The organism is Streptomyces canus (genome assembly GCF_030815415.1).
Classification (GTDB): domain Bacteria; phylum Actinomycetota; class Actinomycetes; order Streptomycetales; family Streptomycetaceae; genus Streptomyces; species Streptomyces canus_F.
Map to the genome: position 1 here is coordinate 6,525,390 of NZ_JAUSWW010000001.1, position 16,204 is coordinate 6,541,593.

Annotated in this window: 16 protein-coding genes and 1 pseudogene; 12 read left to right on the plus strand and 5 right to left on the minus strand. The window is 72.5% G+C overall.

The features are described 5' to 3' along the window. Nucleotides 1-189: 189 nt before the first annotated feature. The 3 genes from QF037_RS30195 (at nucleotide 190) to QF037_RS30205 (ending at nucleotide 2,848) form a co-directional block, all read left to right on the plus strand. The gene (locus QF037_RS30195) at nucleotides 190-387 is read left to right on the plus strand and encodes a hypothetical protein (RefSeq protein WP_307037450.1); all 198 of its coding nucleotides are present in this window, start codon (nucleotides 190-192) and stop codon (nucleotides 385-387) included. After that, nucleotides 388-2,475, plus strand: coding sequence for a 4-alpha-glucanotransferase (gene malQ, locus QF037_RS30200; RefSeq protein ID WP_307030559.1), 2,088 nt, complete (start codon nucleotides 388-390; stop codon nucleotides 2,473-2,475). A 97-nt stretch (nucleotides 2,476-2,572) separates the two neighbouring features. Continuing rightward, entirely contained in the window at nucleotides 2,573-2,848 is a 276-nt protein-coding gene (locus QF037_RS30205) for a hypothetical protein (protein WP_307030561.1), read from the plus strand. Between the two features lie 136 nt (nucleotides 2,849-2,984). On the opposite strand, the gene QF037_RS30210 is transcribed toward QF037_RS30205, so the two are convergent. Continuing rightward, the gene (locus QF037_RS30210) at nucleotides 2,985-3,605 is read right to left on the minus strand and encodes a TetR/AcrR family transcriptional regulator (protein ID WP_307030563.1); all 621 of its coding nucleotides are present in this window, start codon (nucleotides 3,603-3,605) and stop codon (nucleotides 2,985-2,987) included. Nucleotides 3,606-3,746: 141 nt separating this feature from the next. Here QF037_RS30210 and QF037_RS30215 point away from each other — a divergent pair, with 141 nt between their 5' ends. Beyond that, nucleotides 3,747-5,198 carry an FAD-dependent monooxygenase gene (locus QF037_RS30215; RefSeq protein ID WP_307030565.1) on the plus strand — a complete coding sequence of 484 codons (1,452 nt, stop codon included), beginning with the start codon at nucleotides 3,747-3,749 and terminating at the stop codon, nucleotides 5,196-5,198. 51 nt (nucleotides 5,199-5,249) lie between these two features. Here QF037_RS30215 and QF037_RS30220 read toward each other — a convergent pair whose 3' ends face one another. Beyond that, nucleotides 5,250-5,771, minus strand: a complete 522-nt coding sequence (locus QF037_RS30220) for a MarR family winged helix-turn-helix transcriptional regulator (RefSeq protein WP_307030567.1) — start codon at nucleotides 5,769-5,771, stop codon at nucleotides 5,250-5,252. Between the two features lie 146 nt (nucleotides 5,772-5,917). Here QF037_RS30220 and QF037_RS30225 point away from each other — a divergent pair, with 146 nt between their 5' ends. Continuing rightward, nucleotides 5,918-7,228, plus strand: a complete 1,311-nt coding sequence (locus tag QF037_RS30225; RefSeq protein ID WP_307030570.1) for an MFS transporter — start codon at nucleotides 5,918-5,920, stop codon at nucleotides 7,226-7,228. Nucleotides 7,229-7,298: 70 nt separating this feature from the next. Next, nucleotides 7,299-8,249, plus strand: a complete 951-nt coding sequence (locus QF037_RS30230) for an EamA family transporter (protein WP_307030572.1) — start codon at nucleotides 7,299-7,301, stop codon at nucleotides 8,247-8,249. 87 nt (nucleotides 8,250-8,336) lie between these two features. Here QF037_RS30230 and pepN read toward each other — a convergent pair whose 3' ends face one another. Continuing rightward, complete coding sequence (gene pepN / locus QF037_RS30235; RefSeq protein ID WP_307030573.1) at nucleotides 8,337-10,910, minus strand: aminopeptidase N; 2,574 nt, start codon at nucleotides 10,908-10,910, stop codon at nucleotides 8,337-8,339. Nucleotides 10,911-11,031: 121 nt separating this feature from the next. On the opposite strand from pepN, the gene QF037_RS30240 reads away from it, so the two are divergent. Further along, on the plus strand, nucleotides 11,032-11,508 hold the full coding sequence (locus QF037_RS30240; protein WP_307030575.1) for a DUF1203 domain-containing protein: 477 nt from the start codon (nucleotides 11,032-11,034) through the stop codon (nucleotides 11,506-11,508). 206 nt (nucleotides 11,509-11,714) lie between these two features. On the opposite strand, the gene QF037_RS30245 is transcribed toward QF037_RS30240, so the two are convergent. Beyond that, nucleotides 11,715-12,731, minus strand: coding sequence for an aspartate-semialdehyde dehydrogenase (locus QF037_RS30245; RefSeq protein WP_307030577.1), 1,017 nt, complete (start codon nucleotides 12,729-12,731; stop codon nucleotides 11,715-11,717). A gap of 106 nt (nucleotides 12,732-12,837) precedes the next feature. Continuing rightward, nucleotides 12,838-13,185 carry a hypothetical protein gene (locus QF037_RS30250; RefSeq protein ID WP_307037837.1) on the minus strand — a complete coding sequence of 116 codons (348 nt, stop codon included), beginning with the start codon at nucleotides 13,183-13,185 and terminating at the stop codon, nucleotides 12,838-12,840. Here QF037_RS30250 and QF037_RS30255 point away from each other — a divergent pair. From QF037_RS30255 to QF037_RS30275, 5 genes and pseudogenes are all read left to right on the plus strand, one after another. Next, a pseudogene (locus tag QF037_RS30255) lies at nucleotides 13,126-13,324 on the plus strand (IS200/IS605 family accessory protein TnpB-related protein); the annotation flags it as partial. The gene QF037_RS30250 and the pseudogene QF037_RS30255 overlap by 60 nt on opposite strands. A 219-nt stretch (nucleotides 13,325-13,543) precedes the next feature. Continuing rightward, a complete protein-coding gene (locus tag QF037_RS30260; RefSeq protein ID WP_307030579.1) occupies nucleotides 13,544-14,083 on the plus strand; it encodes a sigma-70 family RNA polymerase sigma factor in 540 nt (179 codons plus the stop codon). A 1-nt stretch (nucleotide 14,084) separates the two neighbouring features. After that, the gene (locus QF037_RS30265; protein WP_307030581.1) at nucleotides 14,085-14,828 is read left to right on the plus strand and encodes a hypothetical protein; all 744 of its coding nucleotides are present in this window, start codon (nucleotides 14,085-14,087) and stop codon (nucleotides 14,826-14,828) included. 85 nt (nucleotides 14,829-14,913) lie between these two features. After that, nucleotides 14,914-15,396, plus strand: coding sequence for an RNA polymerase sigma factor (locus QF037_RS30270; RefSeq protein WP_307037451.1), 483 nt, complete (start codon nucleotides 14,914-14,916; stop codon nucleotides 15,394-15,396). Nucleotides 15,397-15,398: 2 nt separating this feature from the next. Then, entirely contained in the window at nucleotides 15,399-16,139 is a 741-nt protein-coding gene (locus tag QF037_RS30275) for a hypothetical protein (RefSeq protein WP_307030583.1), read from the plus strand. Nucleotides 16,140-16,204: the final 65 nt, after the last annotated feature.

Sequence of the window (16,204 nt, forward strand, 5' to 3'; positions counted from 1 at the left end):
CCCGGAAACGTGCGGCAGCTGCCGCGGCGGGATCGGGACGGACGCAACAGAATGTGAGGAGATGCACGTTGTAGCCATTCGTACGTCTGCCACGGCGCCCACTGGGTAGGGCTGCGATAACCCGCAAGGTCGCCGTACTCGACAAGGAGGCCCCTCGTGGTCGCTCCCGCACACCCCCGCTCCAAACCCGTGGCGCAGCCGCCCTTCCTCGAAACCGAGCCGCACTTCTGCGTGTTCAGCGCGGAGGGCGCCTGCGCCGAGATCCCGCTGACCAGTGAGGCACCGCTGCCCGACGCGGAGCCCCTCACCAGCGAGCCGCCGCTCGCCGAAGCCGCACACCTGACCAGCGAGTCCGCGGTCTTCGAGCCGGACCCCGCGAGGCCGTAGATGGTGGCGCAGGGGTCGGCCGAGCCGCCTTCCGAGGACCTGTCCCGCCTCGCCGAGCTGCACGGCGTCGCCACTTCCTACAGCCCGTCGCCGGGCCGTACGGTCGCCGCCTCGGCCACCGCCGTCACCCTCGCCCTGGCCGCCCTCGGCGTCGACACCGGCCGCCCCGCGGCCGCGCTGGCCGCCCGCGAGCGTGAGCTGCGCGACCGGCTGCTGCCGCCGACGGTGGTCTGCTGGAGCGGCAGCCCGCCCGCGTCCCTCGGGAACCTGCCCAGGGGCACTCGGCTGCGGATCGAGACCGAGCAGGGCGAGACTCGCGCCGCCGCCGACCAACTCCCGCCCGGCATCCACCGGTTGACCGCCACGGCGCCCGACGGCCGGGTGGCCGAGTCCCACCTGGTCGTCGCCCCCGCCCGGCTCCCCACGGCCACCGGACGCTCGTACGGACTCCTCGTCCAGCTCTACTCCCTGCTCTCCCGGCGCTCCTGGGGCATGGGCGACCTCGGCGACCTCACCGAACTGACCGCCTGGGCCGGGCGGGCGCTCGGCGCCGGGTTCGTGCAGGTCAACCCGTTGCACGCGGCGGTGCCCGGCGCCCCCACCGACCCCTCGCCGTACCGGCCCTCCTCGCGGCGCTTCCCGGACCCGGTGCATCTGCGCGTCGAGGACGTGCCCGAGTACGCCCATGTCACCGACCGCGAGGCGGTGCGCTCGCTCGCCGAACGGGCCGGGCGGCTGCGTGAAGCGGTGCTGGACAAGGGCGCGTTGATCGACCGGGACGCCGTGTGGGAGCTCAAGCGGGAGGCGCTGGAGCTGGTGCGCGAGGTGCCGCTCGGCCCCGGCCGGCGGGCCGCGTACGTCGACTTCCTCGCCGAGGAGGGCGAGGCCCTGGAGGACCACGCGACGTGGTGTGCGCTGGCGGAGGTGCACGGCTCGGACTGGAGCCGGTGGCCGGCCGGACTGCAGGACCCCCGCTCGCCCGAGACGGCCCGCGCCCGCGCCGAGTTGATGGACCGCGTCGACTTCCACTGCCGGCTCGCCTGGCTCACCGACGCCCAGCTCGTCGCCTCGCAGCGGGCGGCACGGGAGGCCGGGATGCCGGTCGGGATCATCCACGATCTGGCGGTGGGCGTACACCCCGGGGGCGCCGACGCCTGGGCGCAGCAGGACTACTTCGCGGTCGGGATGTCGGTCGGCGCACCGCCGGACGCCTTCAACGCGCGCGGGCAGGACTGGGGGCTGCCGCCGTGGCGCCCGGACCGCCTGGCCGCATCGGGCTACGCCCCCTACCGACGCCTGCTCAAAGCCCTCTTCCGCTACGCCGGCGCCCTGCGCATCGACCATGTGATGGGTTTGTTCCGCCTCTGGTGGGTCCCGCAGGGGCACCCGCCGACCGAGGGCACCTACATCCGCTACGACGCCGAGGCCATGCTCGCGGTCCTGGTCCTGGAGGCCTCGCGCGCCGGGGCGATGGTGATCGGCGAGGACCTGGGCACGGTGGAGCCCGGGGTGCGCGAGACGCTGCGCGAGCGCGGGGTGCTCGGTACCTCGGTGCTCTGGTTCGAGCGGGACTGGGAGGGCGACGGCCGGCCCCTGCCGCCGGAACGCTGGCGCGCCGACTGCCTCGCCACCGCGACCACCCACGACCTGCCCTCCACCGCGGCCCGTCTGACGGGCGAACACGTCGAACTCCGCTACCGGCTGGGCCTGCTGACCCGGGAGCTGGCGGAGGAACGGACGGAGGCGGCGGCGGACACCGGGGAGTGGCTGGAGGTACTGGCGCGGCTGGGCCTGCTGCACGGCACCGGCGGCGGCCACAGCACATCGACGGAGGAGGCCGAGATCCAGGCCGTGCACCGGTTCCTGCTGCGTACGCCGGCGAGGCTGGTGGGGGTGTGGCTGCCGGACGCGGTGGGCGACCGACGGCCCCAGAACCTGCCGGGCACGTGGGACCAGTACCCGAACTGGCGCCTGCCGATCGCGGACGCGGAGGGAAGGCCGGTGACGCTGGAGGGGCTGGCGGGCTCGCCGCGCCTGCACGCTCTGGTGGAGGTGCTGCGCGGGCCGCGCACGGTCGGGCCGGGCTGAGACGGGGGACGGGCGGATCCGTCCGGTCCCCCTCTCATCGCCTACGTATGGCACCCCGGGCGCGCGGGGCCACAAGGCATTCGATACTTTTGGGATCGTGGACAAGAAGAACGCCCTGCGCGCCGGTGCCCTGGCTGCCGGTACGACGCTGATGATGCTGCTCATGACGTCTCCCGCGCTCGCAGTCACCCGCGACGACGGCGACGACCCCGGTCCGGGCCTGAGCGTCATGGAGACGCTGGGTCTCTACGTCGTGGCCCCGCTCGCGATCTTCGCGATCATCACCGGTCTGGTGATGGTCCTGGACAAGTCCACGGACCGTGAGCCGAAGGTGAAGACCAAGGTTCCCGTGAAGGCGAAGGCCGGAGCCTGACCGAGCCGGCGGCCGCCACCACGGCCGGACCGCTCACCGCACGTTCCCCGAGGGCGCCGACCCCGCCGCACGTACGCGCAGCAAGCCGTACGTGGGCGAGGCCGGCGCCCTCGGTGTGTTCTCCCGCGCGGTCGGCTCAGGGGCTCGGCGCGGTCAGATACCGCTGCACCGTCGGCGCCAGCCACGCCACGATCTCCTCGGGTGCCAGCGCCACCGCGGACGGGATCCGCAGCACATAGCGGGTCAGCGCGAGGCCCAGCAGCTGTGACGACACGAGCGCGGCCCGCGCCGGGACCTGCTGGGGGTCCGGGCACGCCCGCTCGGCGACCGGCAGCAACTGGTCCCGGAAGACGCCCTGCATCCGCTCGGCCCCGGCCGCGTTCGTCGCGCCGACCCGCAGCAGGGCCGTGAGCACCTCGTTCTCCTCCCAGGTGGCCAGGAAGTGCGTGACGAGAGCCCGGCCGACGTCCTCGCGGGGCAGCGCGCCCACGTCCGGCAGTCGCAGGTCGATGGCGACCGCCGCCGCGAAGAGGCCCTCCTTGTTGCCGTAGTAGCGCATCACCATGGACGGATCGATGCCCGCGTCCTTGGCGATCGCGCGGATGGTGGCCCGCTCGTAGCCGTCGGCGGCGAAGCGTTCGCGGGCCGCGGTGAGGATCGCGCCGCGGGTGGCGTCGGAGCGGCGGGGGGCGCCTGAGCCGGGCCCGGCGCCCGGGCTGGGAGGCGTGGTCGTGGTGTCGCTGTTGCTGCCGTTCATGCCTACGAGCGTAGGTCAACGTCCGTTTGCCAACAAGTGTTTGCCTACAACTGTTGACGCGCTTCGGGCTTCTCGCTAGCTTCGTCGACAAGCGAAGGCCAACAAGCGTAGGCAAACAATCGTTGGCAACAGGAGGCCACCATGAACGGCACCGCCACCCACCGCACCGTGATCATCGTCGGCTCCGGCCCCACCGGCCTGCTCCTCGCCGGTGACCTCGCCACCGCGGGTGTCCCCGTCACCCTCCTCGAAAAGCGCTCCCACGACATCAGCAACCTCTCCCGCGCCTTCGGTGTACACGCCCGCACCCTGGAGCAGCTCGACGCCCGGGGACTCGCCGACCAACTGCTCGCCACCGGCGACACCATCACCGGCCTGCGCGCCTTCGACCGCCTCACGCTCGACCTGACCACGCTGGAGTCCCGCTTCCCGTTCATGCTCATCACCCCGCAGTACGAGGTCGAGCGGCTGCTGGAGCGGCGGGCGAGGGAGGCCGGGGTCGACTTCGCCTACGAGAGCGAGGTCGTGGGGCTGCGCCAGGACGCCGACGGGGTGGAGCTGGAGGTGCGGGGCGCGGACGGGACGGTCGCCGTCCGTCGCGCGGCCTACGTCGTCGGCGCCGACGGACACCACAGCGCCGTACGCCGGGAGATCGGCCTGGACTTCCCCGGGGTCTCCGTCATCAAGTCGCTGTTCCTCGCCGACGTCCGGCTCGCCGAGCGGCCCGAGGACGTGCTCACCGTCAACGGCGCGGGCGACTGCTTCGCGATGATCGCCTCCTTCGGCGACGGCTGGTACCGGGTCATGGGCTGGGACCGTCACCACGAGGTCGCCGACGACGTCCCGATCGACCTCGACGAGGTCAAGGACGTCGCCCGCCGCGCCCTGGGCTCCGACTACGGCATGCACGACGCCCGCTGGCTCTCCCGCTTCCACAGCGACGAACGCCAGGCGCCGCGCTACCGGGTCGGCCGGGTCTTCCTCGCCGGCGACGCCGCGCACATCCACTCCCCGGCCGGCGGCCAGGGGATGAACACCGGCCTCCAGGACGCGGCCAACCTGAGCTGGAAGCTCGCCGCGGCCGTGCAGGGGTGGGCGCCGGACGGGCTCCTCGACACGTACGAGACCGAGCGGCACCCGGTCGGCAAGGCGGTGCTGCGCAGCAGCGGCGGACTCGTCCGGCTGGCCCGCGCGCAGAGCCCGGCACTGCGCGCCGTCCGCGCCCTCGTCTCCGCCGTCGGCAACACGGTCGGTCCCGCCCGGCGCAAGGCCCTGGGCCAGATCTCCGGCATCGGCTACCGGTACCCCGCCCTCCGCGGCGCCCACCGCCTCACCGGCACCCGCGTCCCCGACGTCGCCCTGGCGGGCGGCCGCCTTCACGAGGCCCTGCGCGGCGGCCGCTTCGTCCTGATCACCCCGGACCCCCAGGCGTACGAGGACCCGGGCACCCGCAAGGACCGGCTGACCGTGGAGTGCTGGGCGAGCGGCCGTCGTACGACCGTCCTGGTGCGCCCCGACGGATACGTGGCCTGGGCGGCGGACGCACCGGACGCCACGGCGATCGAGGAGGCGGTCGCCGCCGCCGTGGGGTGAACGGGGGCGGGCCGCCTGTCCGTGGGTTCATCGCCGCTGCCGGCGGAGCGCTCAGTGCGGAGACGTCTGGGTTCCTGCCAGCAACTGGCGGAGCAGGTCGGCCAGTTGGCCGGCCTGTTCGTCGTTCAGGACGGACAGCGCCTGTGTCTCGGTGGCGAGGCCGGCGCCGACCGCCTCGTCGAGCACGGTCAACCCCTTCTCGGTGAGGGTGACTTGGAGGCCCCGGCGGTCGTGCGGATCGGGGGAGCGGCGGAGCAGGTCCGCGCGTTCCAGCTTGTCGAGGCGGCCGGTCATGCCGCCCGTCGTGAGCATCAGCGTCGCGGAGAGCTGACGGGGCGAGAGGGCGTAGGGCTCGCCGGCGCGGCGCAGGGTGGCCAGGACGTCGAACTCGCCGCGGGAGATCCCGTAGGGGGCGTACGCCTTCTCCATCCGGTCGCCCATGGCCCGTGACAGCCCGAAGATCCGCCCGAAGACCTCCATCGCCCGGGTGTCGAGGTCGGGCCGCACGGTGCCCCACTGCTCGATGATCGCGTCGACGAGATCTCCGGGGGGCTGCTGCGGCGTGGCGTTCATGGGTCGAGTATCCGCCGCGAACCGGTCGGCCGCAAGAAAGTAGCTTGCGGGAAAGTGGCTTGCAGGAAAGTTGCTTAGCACTAAGCTGCTTTCGGGCGAGTTACTTTCTGGCGTGCCACCGCACGTCACCTCTCTTGGGGGACGTCATGGGGAATGCGGTGCGGACCGAACGCATACCGGGGGAGTGGGCCCTGCCCGTCGCCGCCGCCGTCAACGGCGTCGGCACGGGCATGTACGTCCCCTTCACTCTGGTGTTCTTCCACTACGTCACCGGCCTCTCCTTCACCGTCGTCGGCCTGGTGCTGACCGTGACCGGACTCGTGGGCATCGCCGCCCTCCCGCTGGCCGGCACGGCCGTCGACCGGTACGGCGCGAAGCGCGTCCAACTCGCGCTGTACGGCGTGCGGGCCGTCGGCTTCGCGCTCTACCCCTTCGCCCACTCCCTCGCCGCCTTCGCCGTGGTCGCCCTGGTCACGGCCGCCGCCGACCGTGCCTTCCCCGCCGTGCAGTCGTCGCTCATCGGCGAGGTGGCGCGCGGCGCCGGGCGCGACCGGCTCCAGGCGGCCACGCGTGCGCTGCAGAACGCCGGCAACGGCGCGGGCGCCCTGCTGGCGACGCTGGTCATCGCCTTCGCCGGCACCACCGGCTACACCTACGCGGCCTGGGGCAACGCCCTGTCCTTCGCCCTCGCCTCGCCGCTGCTGCTGCCCCTGCGGCCGGTGCGCGGCCGGGACGAGTCGGCCGGGGTCACGGCACGCGGGGCTGGCTACCGGCTCGTGCTGGCCGACCGGCCCTTCCTGGTCGTCACCGGCGCCAACTTCCTGAACGCGCTCAGCTATTCGGCCCTGTCCGTGCTCTTCCCGCTGTTCATCGTGGAGTGGCTGCACGGGCCCGCCGTGCTCACCGGCGCCGCGTTCACCATCAACACCGTGCTGTGCGCGGTCGCCGGGGTGTTCGTCAGCGGACGGGTCCGCAGGGCCGGTGCCCGGCGCACCCGGGCGGCGGCGCTGGGCGCGGGACTGTTCGCGGTGGCGTTCCTCGCCCAGATCGTGCTGGGCACCCTGCGGCCGGACTCCGGCCCGCTGCTGGGCGGCGCTCTGATCGCCGTGGTCGTCGTCTACACCCTCGGCGAGCTGATCCACAGCCCCGCCGCCGAGGTGCTCGCCGTGTCGGCGGCGCCCGCGGCCGTGCGCGGCCGGTATCTGGCGGCGTACCAGATGTCCTGGTCGCTGGCGAAGGCGGTGGCGCCCTCGCTGTTCACGGCCCTGCTCGCGGTGGACGGCCGCGTGCCCTGGGCGGTCCTCGTCCTCACCTCCGCCGTGGCCGCCGCGCTGCTGCTCCGCGTGGAACGCCACCTGCCGGCGGACGCGGTACGCCCCGTCGCGGAGACGGTCGTCCGGACGGCGGGCGCGGAGACCGCCGAGCGGACGGGCACCGCGGAGAACGTCCGCCGCTGACGAGCGGGGCGTCGCCCGAGAGGTTCACCCCATGCTTCCTCCCACCCCGCCACCCCGAAGGGAACCGGTCATGACCCGGTCCGCGACCATCCTCCTCACCGCCCTAGCTCCCGTCTCCTGGGGCACCACCTACGCCGTCACCACCGAGTTCCTCCCGGCCGACCGTCCCCTGTTCACCGGACTGGTGCGCGCCCTGCCCGCCGGGCTGACGCTGCTCGCGGTGGCGCGGGTGCTGCCGAAGGGGGCCTGGTGGTGGAAGGCGACGGTGCTCGGGGCGCTGAACATCGGTGCGTTCTTCCCGCTGCTGTTCCTGTCGGCGTACCGGCTGCCCGGCGGTATGGCCGCGGTCGTCGGGTCGGTGGGGCCGCTGCTCGTGGTGGGGCTGTCGGCGCTGCTGCTGAGGGAGCGGCCGACCGCACGGAGTGTGGTCACCGGGGCCGTCGCGGCGTTCGGGGTCAGCCTCGTCGTACTGAAGGCGGCCGGGGCGCTCGACCTCGTGGGGGTGCTGGCGGCCTTCGCCTCGGCCGCCTCGATGTCCGCCGGGACCGTGCTGACCAAGCGGTGGGGACGGCCCGACGGAGCGGGGCCGCTCGCGCTCACCGGGTGGCAGCTGACCGCGGGCGGGCTGCTCATCGCGCCGCTCGCGCTGCTGGTCGAGGGTGCCCCGCCCGCGCTCGACGGACGGGCGGTGGGAGGCTACCTCTATCTGGCGCTGGCGAACACGGCGGTCTCGTACTGGCTCTGGTTCCGCGGCATCGGCCGGCTCAGCGCCACACAGGTCACCCTCCTCGGCCCGCTCTCCCCGCTGACCGCCGCGATCGTCGGCTGGGCGGCGCTCGGACAGTCGCTGACGCCGGTCCAGCTGGCCGGGATGGCGGTGGCGTTCGGGGCGACGGTGGCGGGGCAGCTGGGGCAACGGGAGGCGCGCACCGCCGGTCGGTCGTTCCGGCGAGGTGATGCGGGGAGACGAGCGCGGAGCGTGACTGGCGGGAGGTCGACCTCCTGTACCGGTCCGTGCTGATCCCGCAAGCCCGGCGCCCGTCTCTGAGGACGCACGAGGGGCGCCCGGTGCGGTGCCGGGCGCCCCTCGTCGTCGTACCGGAAGCCGCTACTGGGCCGCCGCGTCCGCCGCCTGGGCCTTCAGCGCGCGCTCCACGCCCGCGCGGGACTCCGAGACCAGGCGGCGCAGGGCCGCGTTGGGCTCGGCGGAGGCCAGCCAGGCGTCCGTCTTGTCCAGGGTCTCCTGGGAGACCTGGATCGTCGGGTAGAGGCCGACCGCGATCTGCTGGGCGATCTCGTGCGAGCGGGTGTCCCAGATGCCCTTGACCACCTCGAAGTACTTGTCCGCGTACGGCGCGAGCAGCTCGCGCTGCCCGGTCTGGACGAAGCCTCCGATGACGGCCTCCTGCACCGCGTTCGGGAGTTTGTCGGACTCGATGACCTGGGCCCAGGCCTCGGCCTTGGCCTCCTCGGTCGGGCGGGCGGCACGGGCGGTGGCCGCGTGACGCTCGCCGGCCGCGGTCCTGTCCCGCTCGTACTCGCCCGCGATCTCCGTCTCGTCGAAGCGGCCGACCGACGCCAGACGCTCCACGAACGCCCAGCGCAGCTCGGTGTCGACGGCCAGGCCCTCGATCGTCTGCGAGCCTTCCAGCAGGGCGTCCAGGAGGTCCAGCTGCTCCGGCGTACGGGCCGTGGCCGCGAACGCGCGCGCCCACGCCAGCTGGTGGTCGCTGCCCGCGGCCGCCGAGCGCAGATGGGCCAGCGTGGCGTCCGTCCAGCGGGTCAGCAGGGTCTCGCGGGCGGCCGGGTCGGCGTACAGCTCGATCGCCAGCTTCACCTGGCGGTGCAGGGACTGCACGACACCGATGTCCGACTCCTTGCCGATGCCGGACAGGACGAGGGAGAGGTAGTCGCGGGTGGCCAGCTCGGCGTCGCGGGTCATGTCCCAGGCCGAGGCCCAGCACAGCGCGCGCGGCAGCGAGGATTCGAAGTCGCCCAGGTGCTCCGTCACGAAGGCCAGGGACTGCTCGTCCAGGCGGACCTTCGCGTACGACAGGTCGTCGTCGTTGAGCAGGACCACCGCGGGGCGGCGCTTGCCCACCAGCTGCGGTACGGCGGTCAGTTCGCCGTCCACGTCCAGCTCCACCCGCTCGTCGCGGACCAGCTTGCCGCTGGCGTCGTCCAGTTCGTACAGGCCCACCGCGATGCGGTGCGGACGCAGCGTGGGCTCGCCCTGCGCGCCGGCCGGGAGCGCGGGGGCCTCCTGGCGGATCGCGAAGGAGGTGATGACGCCGTGCTCGTCCGTCTCGATCTCGGGGCGCAGGATGTTGATGCCGGCCGTCTGGAGCCACTTCTCCGACCAGTGCTTCAGGTCACGGCCGGAGGTCTCCTCCAGCGCGCCCAGCAGGTCGGACAGCCGGGTGTTGCCGAACGCGTGGCGCTTGAAGTACGCCTGCACACCGCCGAAGAACTCGTCCATGCCGACGTAGGCGACGAGCTGCTTGAGGACGGAGGCGCCCTTGGCGTAGGTGATGCCGTCGAAGTTGACCAGCACGTCGTCCAGGTCGCGGATCTCGGCCATGATCGGGTGCGTCGAGGGGAGCTGGTCCTGGCGGTACGCCCAGGTCTTCATGGAGTTGGCGAACGTCGTCCACGAGTGCGGCCAGCGGCTGTCCGGGGCGTACGCCTGGCAGGCGATCGACGTGTACGTGGCGAACGACTCGTTCAGCCACAGGTCGTTCCACCACTCCATGGTGACCAGGTCGCCGAACCACATGTGGGCCAGCTCGTGCAGGATCGTCTCGGCACGCATCTCGTACGCCGCGTCGGTGACCTTGGACCGGAAGACGTACTGGTCGCGGATGGTGACCGCGCCCGCGTTCTCCATCGCGCCCGCGTTGAACTCCGGCACGAACAGCTGGTCGTACTTCTTGAACGGGTACGGGTAGTCGAACTTCTCCTGGAACCAGTCGAAGCCCTGCCGTGTCACCTCGAAGATCGCGTCCGAGTCGAGGAACTCGGCGAGGGAGGGGCGGCAGTAGATGCCGAGCGGGACGGACTGGCCGTCCTTCTCGTACACGCTGTGGACCGAGTGGTACGGGCCGACGATGAGCGCCGTGATGTACGACGAGATCCGCGGGGTCGGCTCGAAGACCCAGATGTCGTCCTTCGGCTCCGGCGTCGGGGAGTTGGAGATGACGGTCCAGCCGGAGGGGGCCTTCACGGTGAACTGGAAGGTGGCCTTCAGGTCGGGCTGCTCGAAGGAGGCGAAGACGCGGCGGGCGTCCGGCACCTCGAACTGGGTGTACAGGTAGGCCTGCTGGTCGACGGGGTCGACGAAGCGGTGCAGACCCTCGCCGGTGTTGGTGTACGCGGCGTCCGCGACCACGCGGAGCACATTGCGGCCCTCCAGCAGCCCCGGCAGGGCGATCCTGGAGTCCTTGAAGACCTCGGCCGGGTCGAGCGCGTCCCCGTTGAGCGTCACCTCGTGGACGGCCGGAGCCACCAGGTCGATGAAGGTCTCGGCACCGGTCTCGGCGACGTCGAAGCGCACCGTGGTCACGGACCGGTAGGTACCGCCCTCTTGCGCGCCGGAGAGGTCGAGATCGATCTCGTACGAGTCGACGCTGAGCAGCTTCGCCCGCTGTTGCGCCTCTTCGCGAGTCAGGTTTGTGCCAGGCACGCGGTCATCTCCTCGATATGTGTGGGTTCGGCGGTTCGGCCATCCTTCCACGGGTCCCGTACCGAACGCGATGTCCAGAACCCGCCGGTGACCGGGACGGATACGGGCCAGCCTGGGATCCATGACCACGTACACCGCACTGCCCATCCCCCCGTCCGTCCTGAAGGAACTGCGTTCTGCTGACGACGCGGGACGCCGGATGGTTCCCGTGACCGACGAGGAGGGCGGGGCACCGCTGCGCTGCTGTCTGCGGCGCGGCGCGCCGGGCGAGCGGATCGCCCTCGTCTCCTACGCCCCGCTGCGCCGCTGGGCCGCGCAGACGGGCGCCGAGCCCGGGGCGTACGACGAGCAGGGCCCCGTCTTCGTCCACGCCGAGGAGTGCGCGGGGCCGCAGCCCGGCGGCCACCCCTTCGCGGGCGCCCACCGCACGGTCCGCCGGTACTCCGCCGAGGGGCACATCCTGGGCGGAGAGCTGGTCGCGGCCCCCGACGACGAGGCCTTCCGGAACGCGTTCGACGACCCGGCCGTGGCGCTGGTCCACGTCCGGGCCGTCGAGTACGGCTGTTTCCTCTACGAGGTGCGCAGGCCCAGCGCCTAGGCCCTGTCGTCACATTCCCGCCTGCCCCGCGACGCCATGCACGCTCCCCCACTGCCTTGAGGGCGTGGGAGGGGCCCCCACTCGCCGCACCGGGCACAAACCCACGTACAACCAGTACGAGGGCCTGTGCCCGGCACGCCGAGAGCACGCACCTGACGCCGCGGGGCCCGCCCTTCGGGCGGACGACGGGAATGTGACGACAGCGCCTAGCCCTTGAGCTCCGCCGCCACCAGCTCCGCGATCTGGACCGCGTTCAGCGCGGCGCCCTTGCGGAGGTTGTCGTTGGAGATGAAGAGAGCGAGACCGTGCTCGACCGTCTCGTCGCGGCGGATGCGGCCGACGAAGGAGGCGTCCTGGCCGGCGGCCTGGAGGGGGGTCGGGATGTCGGAGAGAGTCACGCCGGGGGCGCCCGCCAGGAGCTCCGTCGCGCGCTCCGGGGTGATCGGGCGGGCGAAACGGGCGTTGACCTGGAGGGAGTGGCCGGAGAAGACCGGGACCCGCACGCAGGTGCCGGAGACCTTCAGCTCGGGGAGCTCCAGGATCTTGCGGGACTCGTTGCGGAGCTTCTGCTCCTCGTCCGTCTCGTTCAGGCCGTCCTCGACGAGGTTGCCCGCGAAGGGCAGGACGTTGAAGGCGATGGGGCGCTTGTAGACCTGCGGCTCGGGGAAGTCGACCGCCCCGCCGTCGTGGGTGAGCTTGTCCGCGTCGGCGGCGACCTTCTGCACCTGGCCGTGCAGCTCCGCAACGCCCGCGAGGCCCGAGCCGGACACCGCCTGGTAGGTCGTGGCGATCAGCGTCTCGAGGCCCGCCTCCGTGTCCAGCACCTTCAGGACCGGCATCGCGGCCATGGTGGTGCAGTTCGGGTTGGCGATGATCCCCTTGGGGCGGTCCGCGATGGCGTGCGGGTTCACCTCGGAGACGACCAGGGGGACCTCGGGGTCCTTGCGCCAGGCCGAGGAGTTGTCGATCACTACCGCGCCCTGCGAGGCGACCTTCTCGGCCAGCGCCTTCGAGGTCGAGCCGCCTGCCGAGAACAGCACGATGTCCAGGCCCGTGTAGTCCGCCGTCGAGGCGTCCTCGATCGTCACGCCGTCCAGGACCGACCCCGCGGAGCGGGCCGAGGCGAACAGGCGCAGCTCTGTGACCGGGAAGGCGCGCTCCTTGAGGATCCTGCGCATGACCGTGCCGACCTGACCGGTGGCTCCGACGATTCCGACCCTCACAGCGACTCCTTTGCGTGGCGTTTACGTGGCCTGGACGTTTCCATCATGCGTCTCATCCGGCCCGTCGTGTCCAATCCTTTGCCCGGGTAATGGGACGGCACTCGTGTCAGGGGCGCAGTTCCAGCGTCCACCCGCCGAGCGACCTGACATGGAGGAACGTGCCCGAAACGCGGTGCGGGCCGGAAGATGCGGTGAGTTTCCGGTGCGGGAACAGATTTTCGTCGAGTTCGAAGACGTGGATCATGGTGGTTCCGACGACCACCAGCTCGGCCTCGGGCCCGATGTGACGTACGACTCCATACCGGTCGCCCGGGGTCCGGGCGCCGAGCACGGTGGCCGCGTCGAGCCGTCGGCGGCCGAGGGTGTCGGCGATCGGCAGCTCCCGCCCAGCCCCCTGCCCATCGAGGCCGCGCTCGCCCACGGCGTGATCGGCACCGACATGAACGCCGACCACCTCGCCGCCTGGCACCCACGGCAACCCGACCGGCAGCCCACGCCGCTTCTCCTACGACCTGACCGGCACCGCCCAGCACTGCGACGCCCAGGTCCGCCACGCCCTCCCCCGCCTCCTGCACTGGGCCCGCACTCGCGGGCGTGAAAGCGATCGCGGTTATCGGACCGTCCAAGCCGGAGCGGAGGTTCCCGGGCGCGAGGGAAACCGCCCCCGCATCCCCTTGGCCCCCCTCGCGATGTGCGTCAGGGGGCCCATGGTGACAGTGATGATCATGTGAAGAAAGAATTCCGGGAATCGGACCGAACGTTTCCGCCCGTACCGGCGTCATAGAGGAAACGCGGCGAGGAGAGGGGGGGCTGTGCTGCGCAGAAAGGCCCGTCGCGGCCTGGGGGACGAGGTCCATGGCGGGCCGGACGACCCCCTCGACGCGGCTCAGGAACGCCGGGTGCGGGCCGTGCTCGCGCTCGGCGGCGTACCGCAGGCGGACCTGCCGGACGGGGTGCAGCAGGTCCGCCTGCGGTTGCTGGAGCGGGCGGCGAAGGGACACGAGGCGCCGCGCGACGTCTCCGCGTGGGCGGCCGTCGTCGCCTCCAACCTCGCCATGGACTGGCACCGCGCCAAGCGCCGCCAGGAACGGATCGGCGAACGCCTCGCCTCCCTGCGCCAGTTGGAGCACCCCTCGGGCGAGGACACCAGCGTGCTCTCCCTCTCCGTGGCCCAGGGCCTCGACGAACTGCCCGACGCCCAGCGCCAGGTCCTCGTCCTGCGTTTCTTCGCCGACCTGCCGGTCCGCGACATCGCGCACGAGCTCGGCGTCCCCGAGGGCACGGTCAAGAGCAGGCTGCACACGGCGGTCCGCGCGCTGCGCGCCCGCCTGCACGAGGGTGAGGTGGTGTGACGTGACCGCCGAACACGACGGCATCGACGCGCTGATGGCCGCGATCACCGACGAACCACTGTCCGAGGAAGCCCGCGCGGACGCCGCCTTCATGGCCGAACACCGGTCGTCGAGCGCCGACCTGACACTGCTGCGCGAGCAACTGGACGTCATCGGCCACGCCCTCGCCGAGCCCGCCCCGGCCGCGGTTCCGGTCCCGGCTCCGGTCCCGAAGTCGGCTCGGGTGGGTCCCTCACCCGTCCGCCGATGGGCCCCCAAGCTCGCCCTCGGTGGCCTCGCGGTGACCGCGGCTGCCTCTGTGGTCGCCGGTCTGGGCTGGCTGATCGCCACGGGCGGGCCCAACGCCATGTCCTCGTCGGACGACAGCGGGGCCAGCGCCCAGAAGTCCGGGGCCGACGCGGACGCCGGCACCCGCTTCGGCAGCCCGCACTATCTCGCCTGCACGCGCCTGGTCGCCGAGGGCACCGTCACCTCGGTCGAACGCCTGGCGGACGGAGTGCAGTTGAGGATCTCCGTGGACGTGGTCCGCTACTTCAAGCAGGACGAGGAGCGCCCCGAGCACCTCACCTACGTCGTCGAGGACACCTTCGGCCGCGGTCTCGTCAAGGGCGACCGGGTGCTGTTCGGGGTCCCGAAGGGCGACGGGGTGCCCGACCACTGGGTGGTCGGCGAGGACGCGGTCGCCCGTGAACGGGCGTGGATCGAGGCCTCGTTGCCGGAGTCGCGCAAGCTGACCTGCGAGTGACGAACGAACGATCTGCGATGCTCCCACGTCATAGGAGAAACACGACTGAGGGAGAGCCGGGGGCGCGGAGGCAGGCGCGGACCCGCTGGACGCGGCGCAGGCCGACCGGGTCCGCGCCGTCCTGGCCCTCGGTGGGGTGCCGCAGGACGATCTCCAGGACGGCCTCCAGCAGGTGCGGCTGCGCCTGCTGGAACGCCGGGCGCGAGGCGAGGATCCGCCGCGGGACGTGGGCGCGTGGTCCGCGGTGGTGGCCTCGAACCTCGCTGTGGACTGGCATCGCACCCAGCACCGGCAGGAGCGCGTCGGCGAGCGGCTCTCCTTGCTCGGTCCGCCGGACGATCATGTCCCGGACGGTACGGAGAACAGCCTCCAGGCCCTCACCGTGGCCGAAGGGCTCGATGCCCTGCCGGACACGCAGCGGCAGGTACTGATCCTGCGCTACTACGCGGACCTCTCGGTCCCGCAGATCGCCGACCAGCTCGGCATCCCGTTGGGAACGGTCAAGAGCAGGCTGTACGCGGCGGCGAAGCTCCTGCGTGACCGGCTGCACGTGGAAGAGACGGTGTGACGATGGAGAAGGACGTCGAGCTGATGGCGGTCCTGCTGGGGGAACCCACGCGAGGACAGGGGCCGGATGCCGCGGCCGGGCACGCGGCCGCGGAACGCGACATGGCCGCCGTACGGGAGCACCTCCACTGGATCGGTGACGGGCTCGCCCGAAAGGCCCCTGGCCGGCCGACCCCCGAGCCCGAGACCGAGACCGAGACCGCGCCGGACCCTGAGCCTGCGTCGGAGTCCGGGCGGGTGCGCGGGCGGCGGAGGCGTCTGGGGCCCTTCGCGCTCGCGGCGTCCGTGGTCGTCGCGCTGCTGGGGACGGGCACGGCGTACTTGCTGGCACACAACGGCCTCGCGGGCGATGCGTCCGAGGCCGTGCTCACCGACGAGGGGCTCATCGCGTGCTCCAGCGCTGTCGTCGAGGGCACGGTGGAGCGGGTCGAGCCGGCGGACGGGAAAGACCGCTACCGGATCGTGCTGGACGTGGATCGCCACTACAAGCCGACGAGCGGGCAGCGGCGGCTCACCTTCACCGACGAAGGGGCGAACGTACCGGCGTACTACCGGACCGGGGTGCGCCTGCTCGTCCTGGTCTCCAGTCTCCCCGGCGAGGGCCCGGACACCTACCGCGCGGGTGACCCGCCCTATCCCGAGGGCCGGACCGGACCCGCCCGCGACGCCCTGGAAGCGGGGCGCCTGCGGGTCGAGAGGGCGCTGCCCGCCGCGCAGGACATCACCTGCGAGGGCGGGGACTGAACCGGCCCCGCACATGGCGAGGGGCGGGCCCCCGAGTGGAAGCCCGCCCCCGACTGCCGTACTGG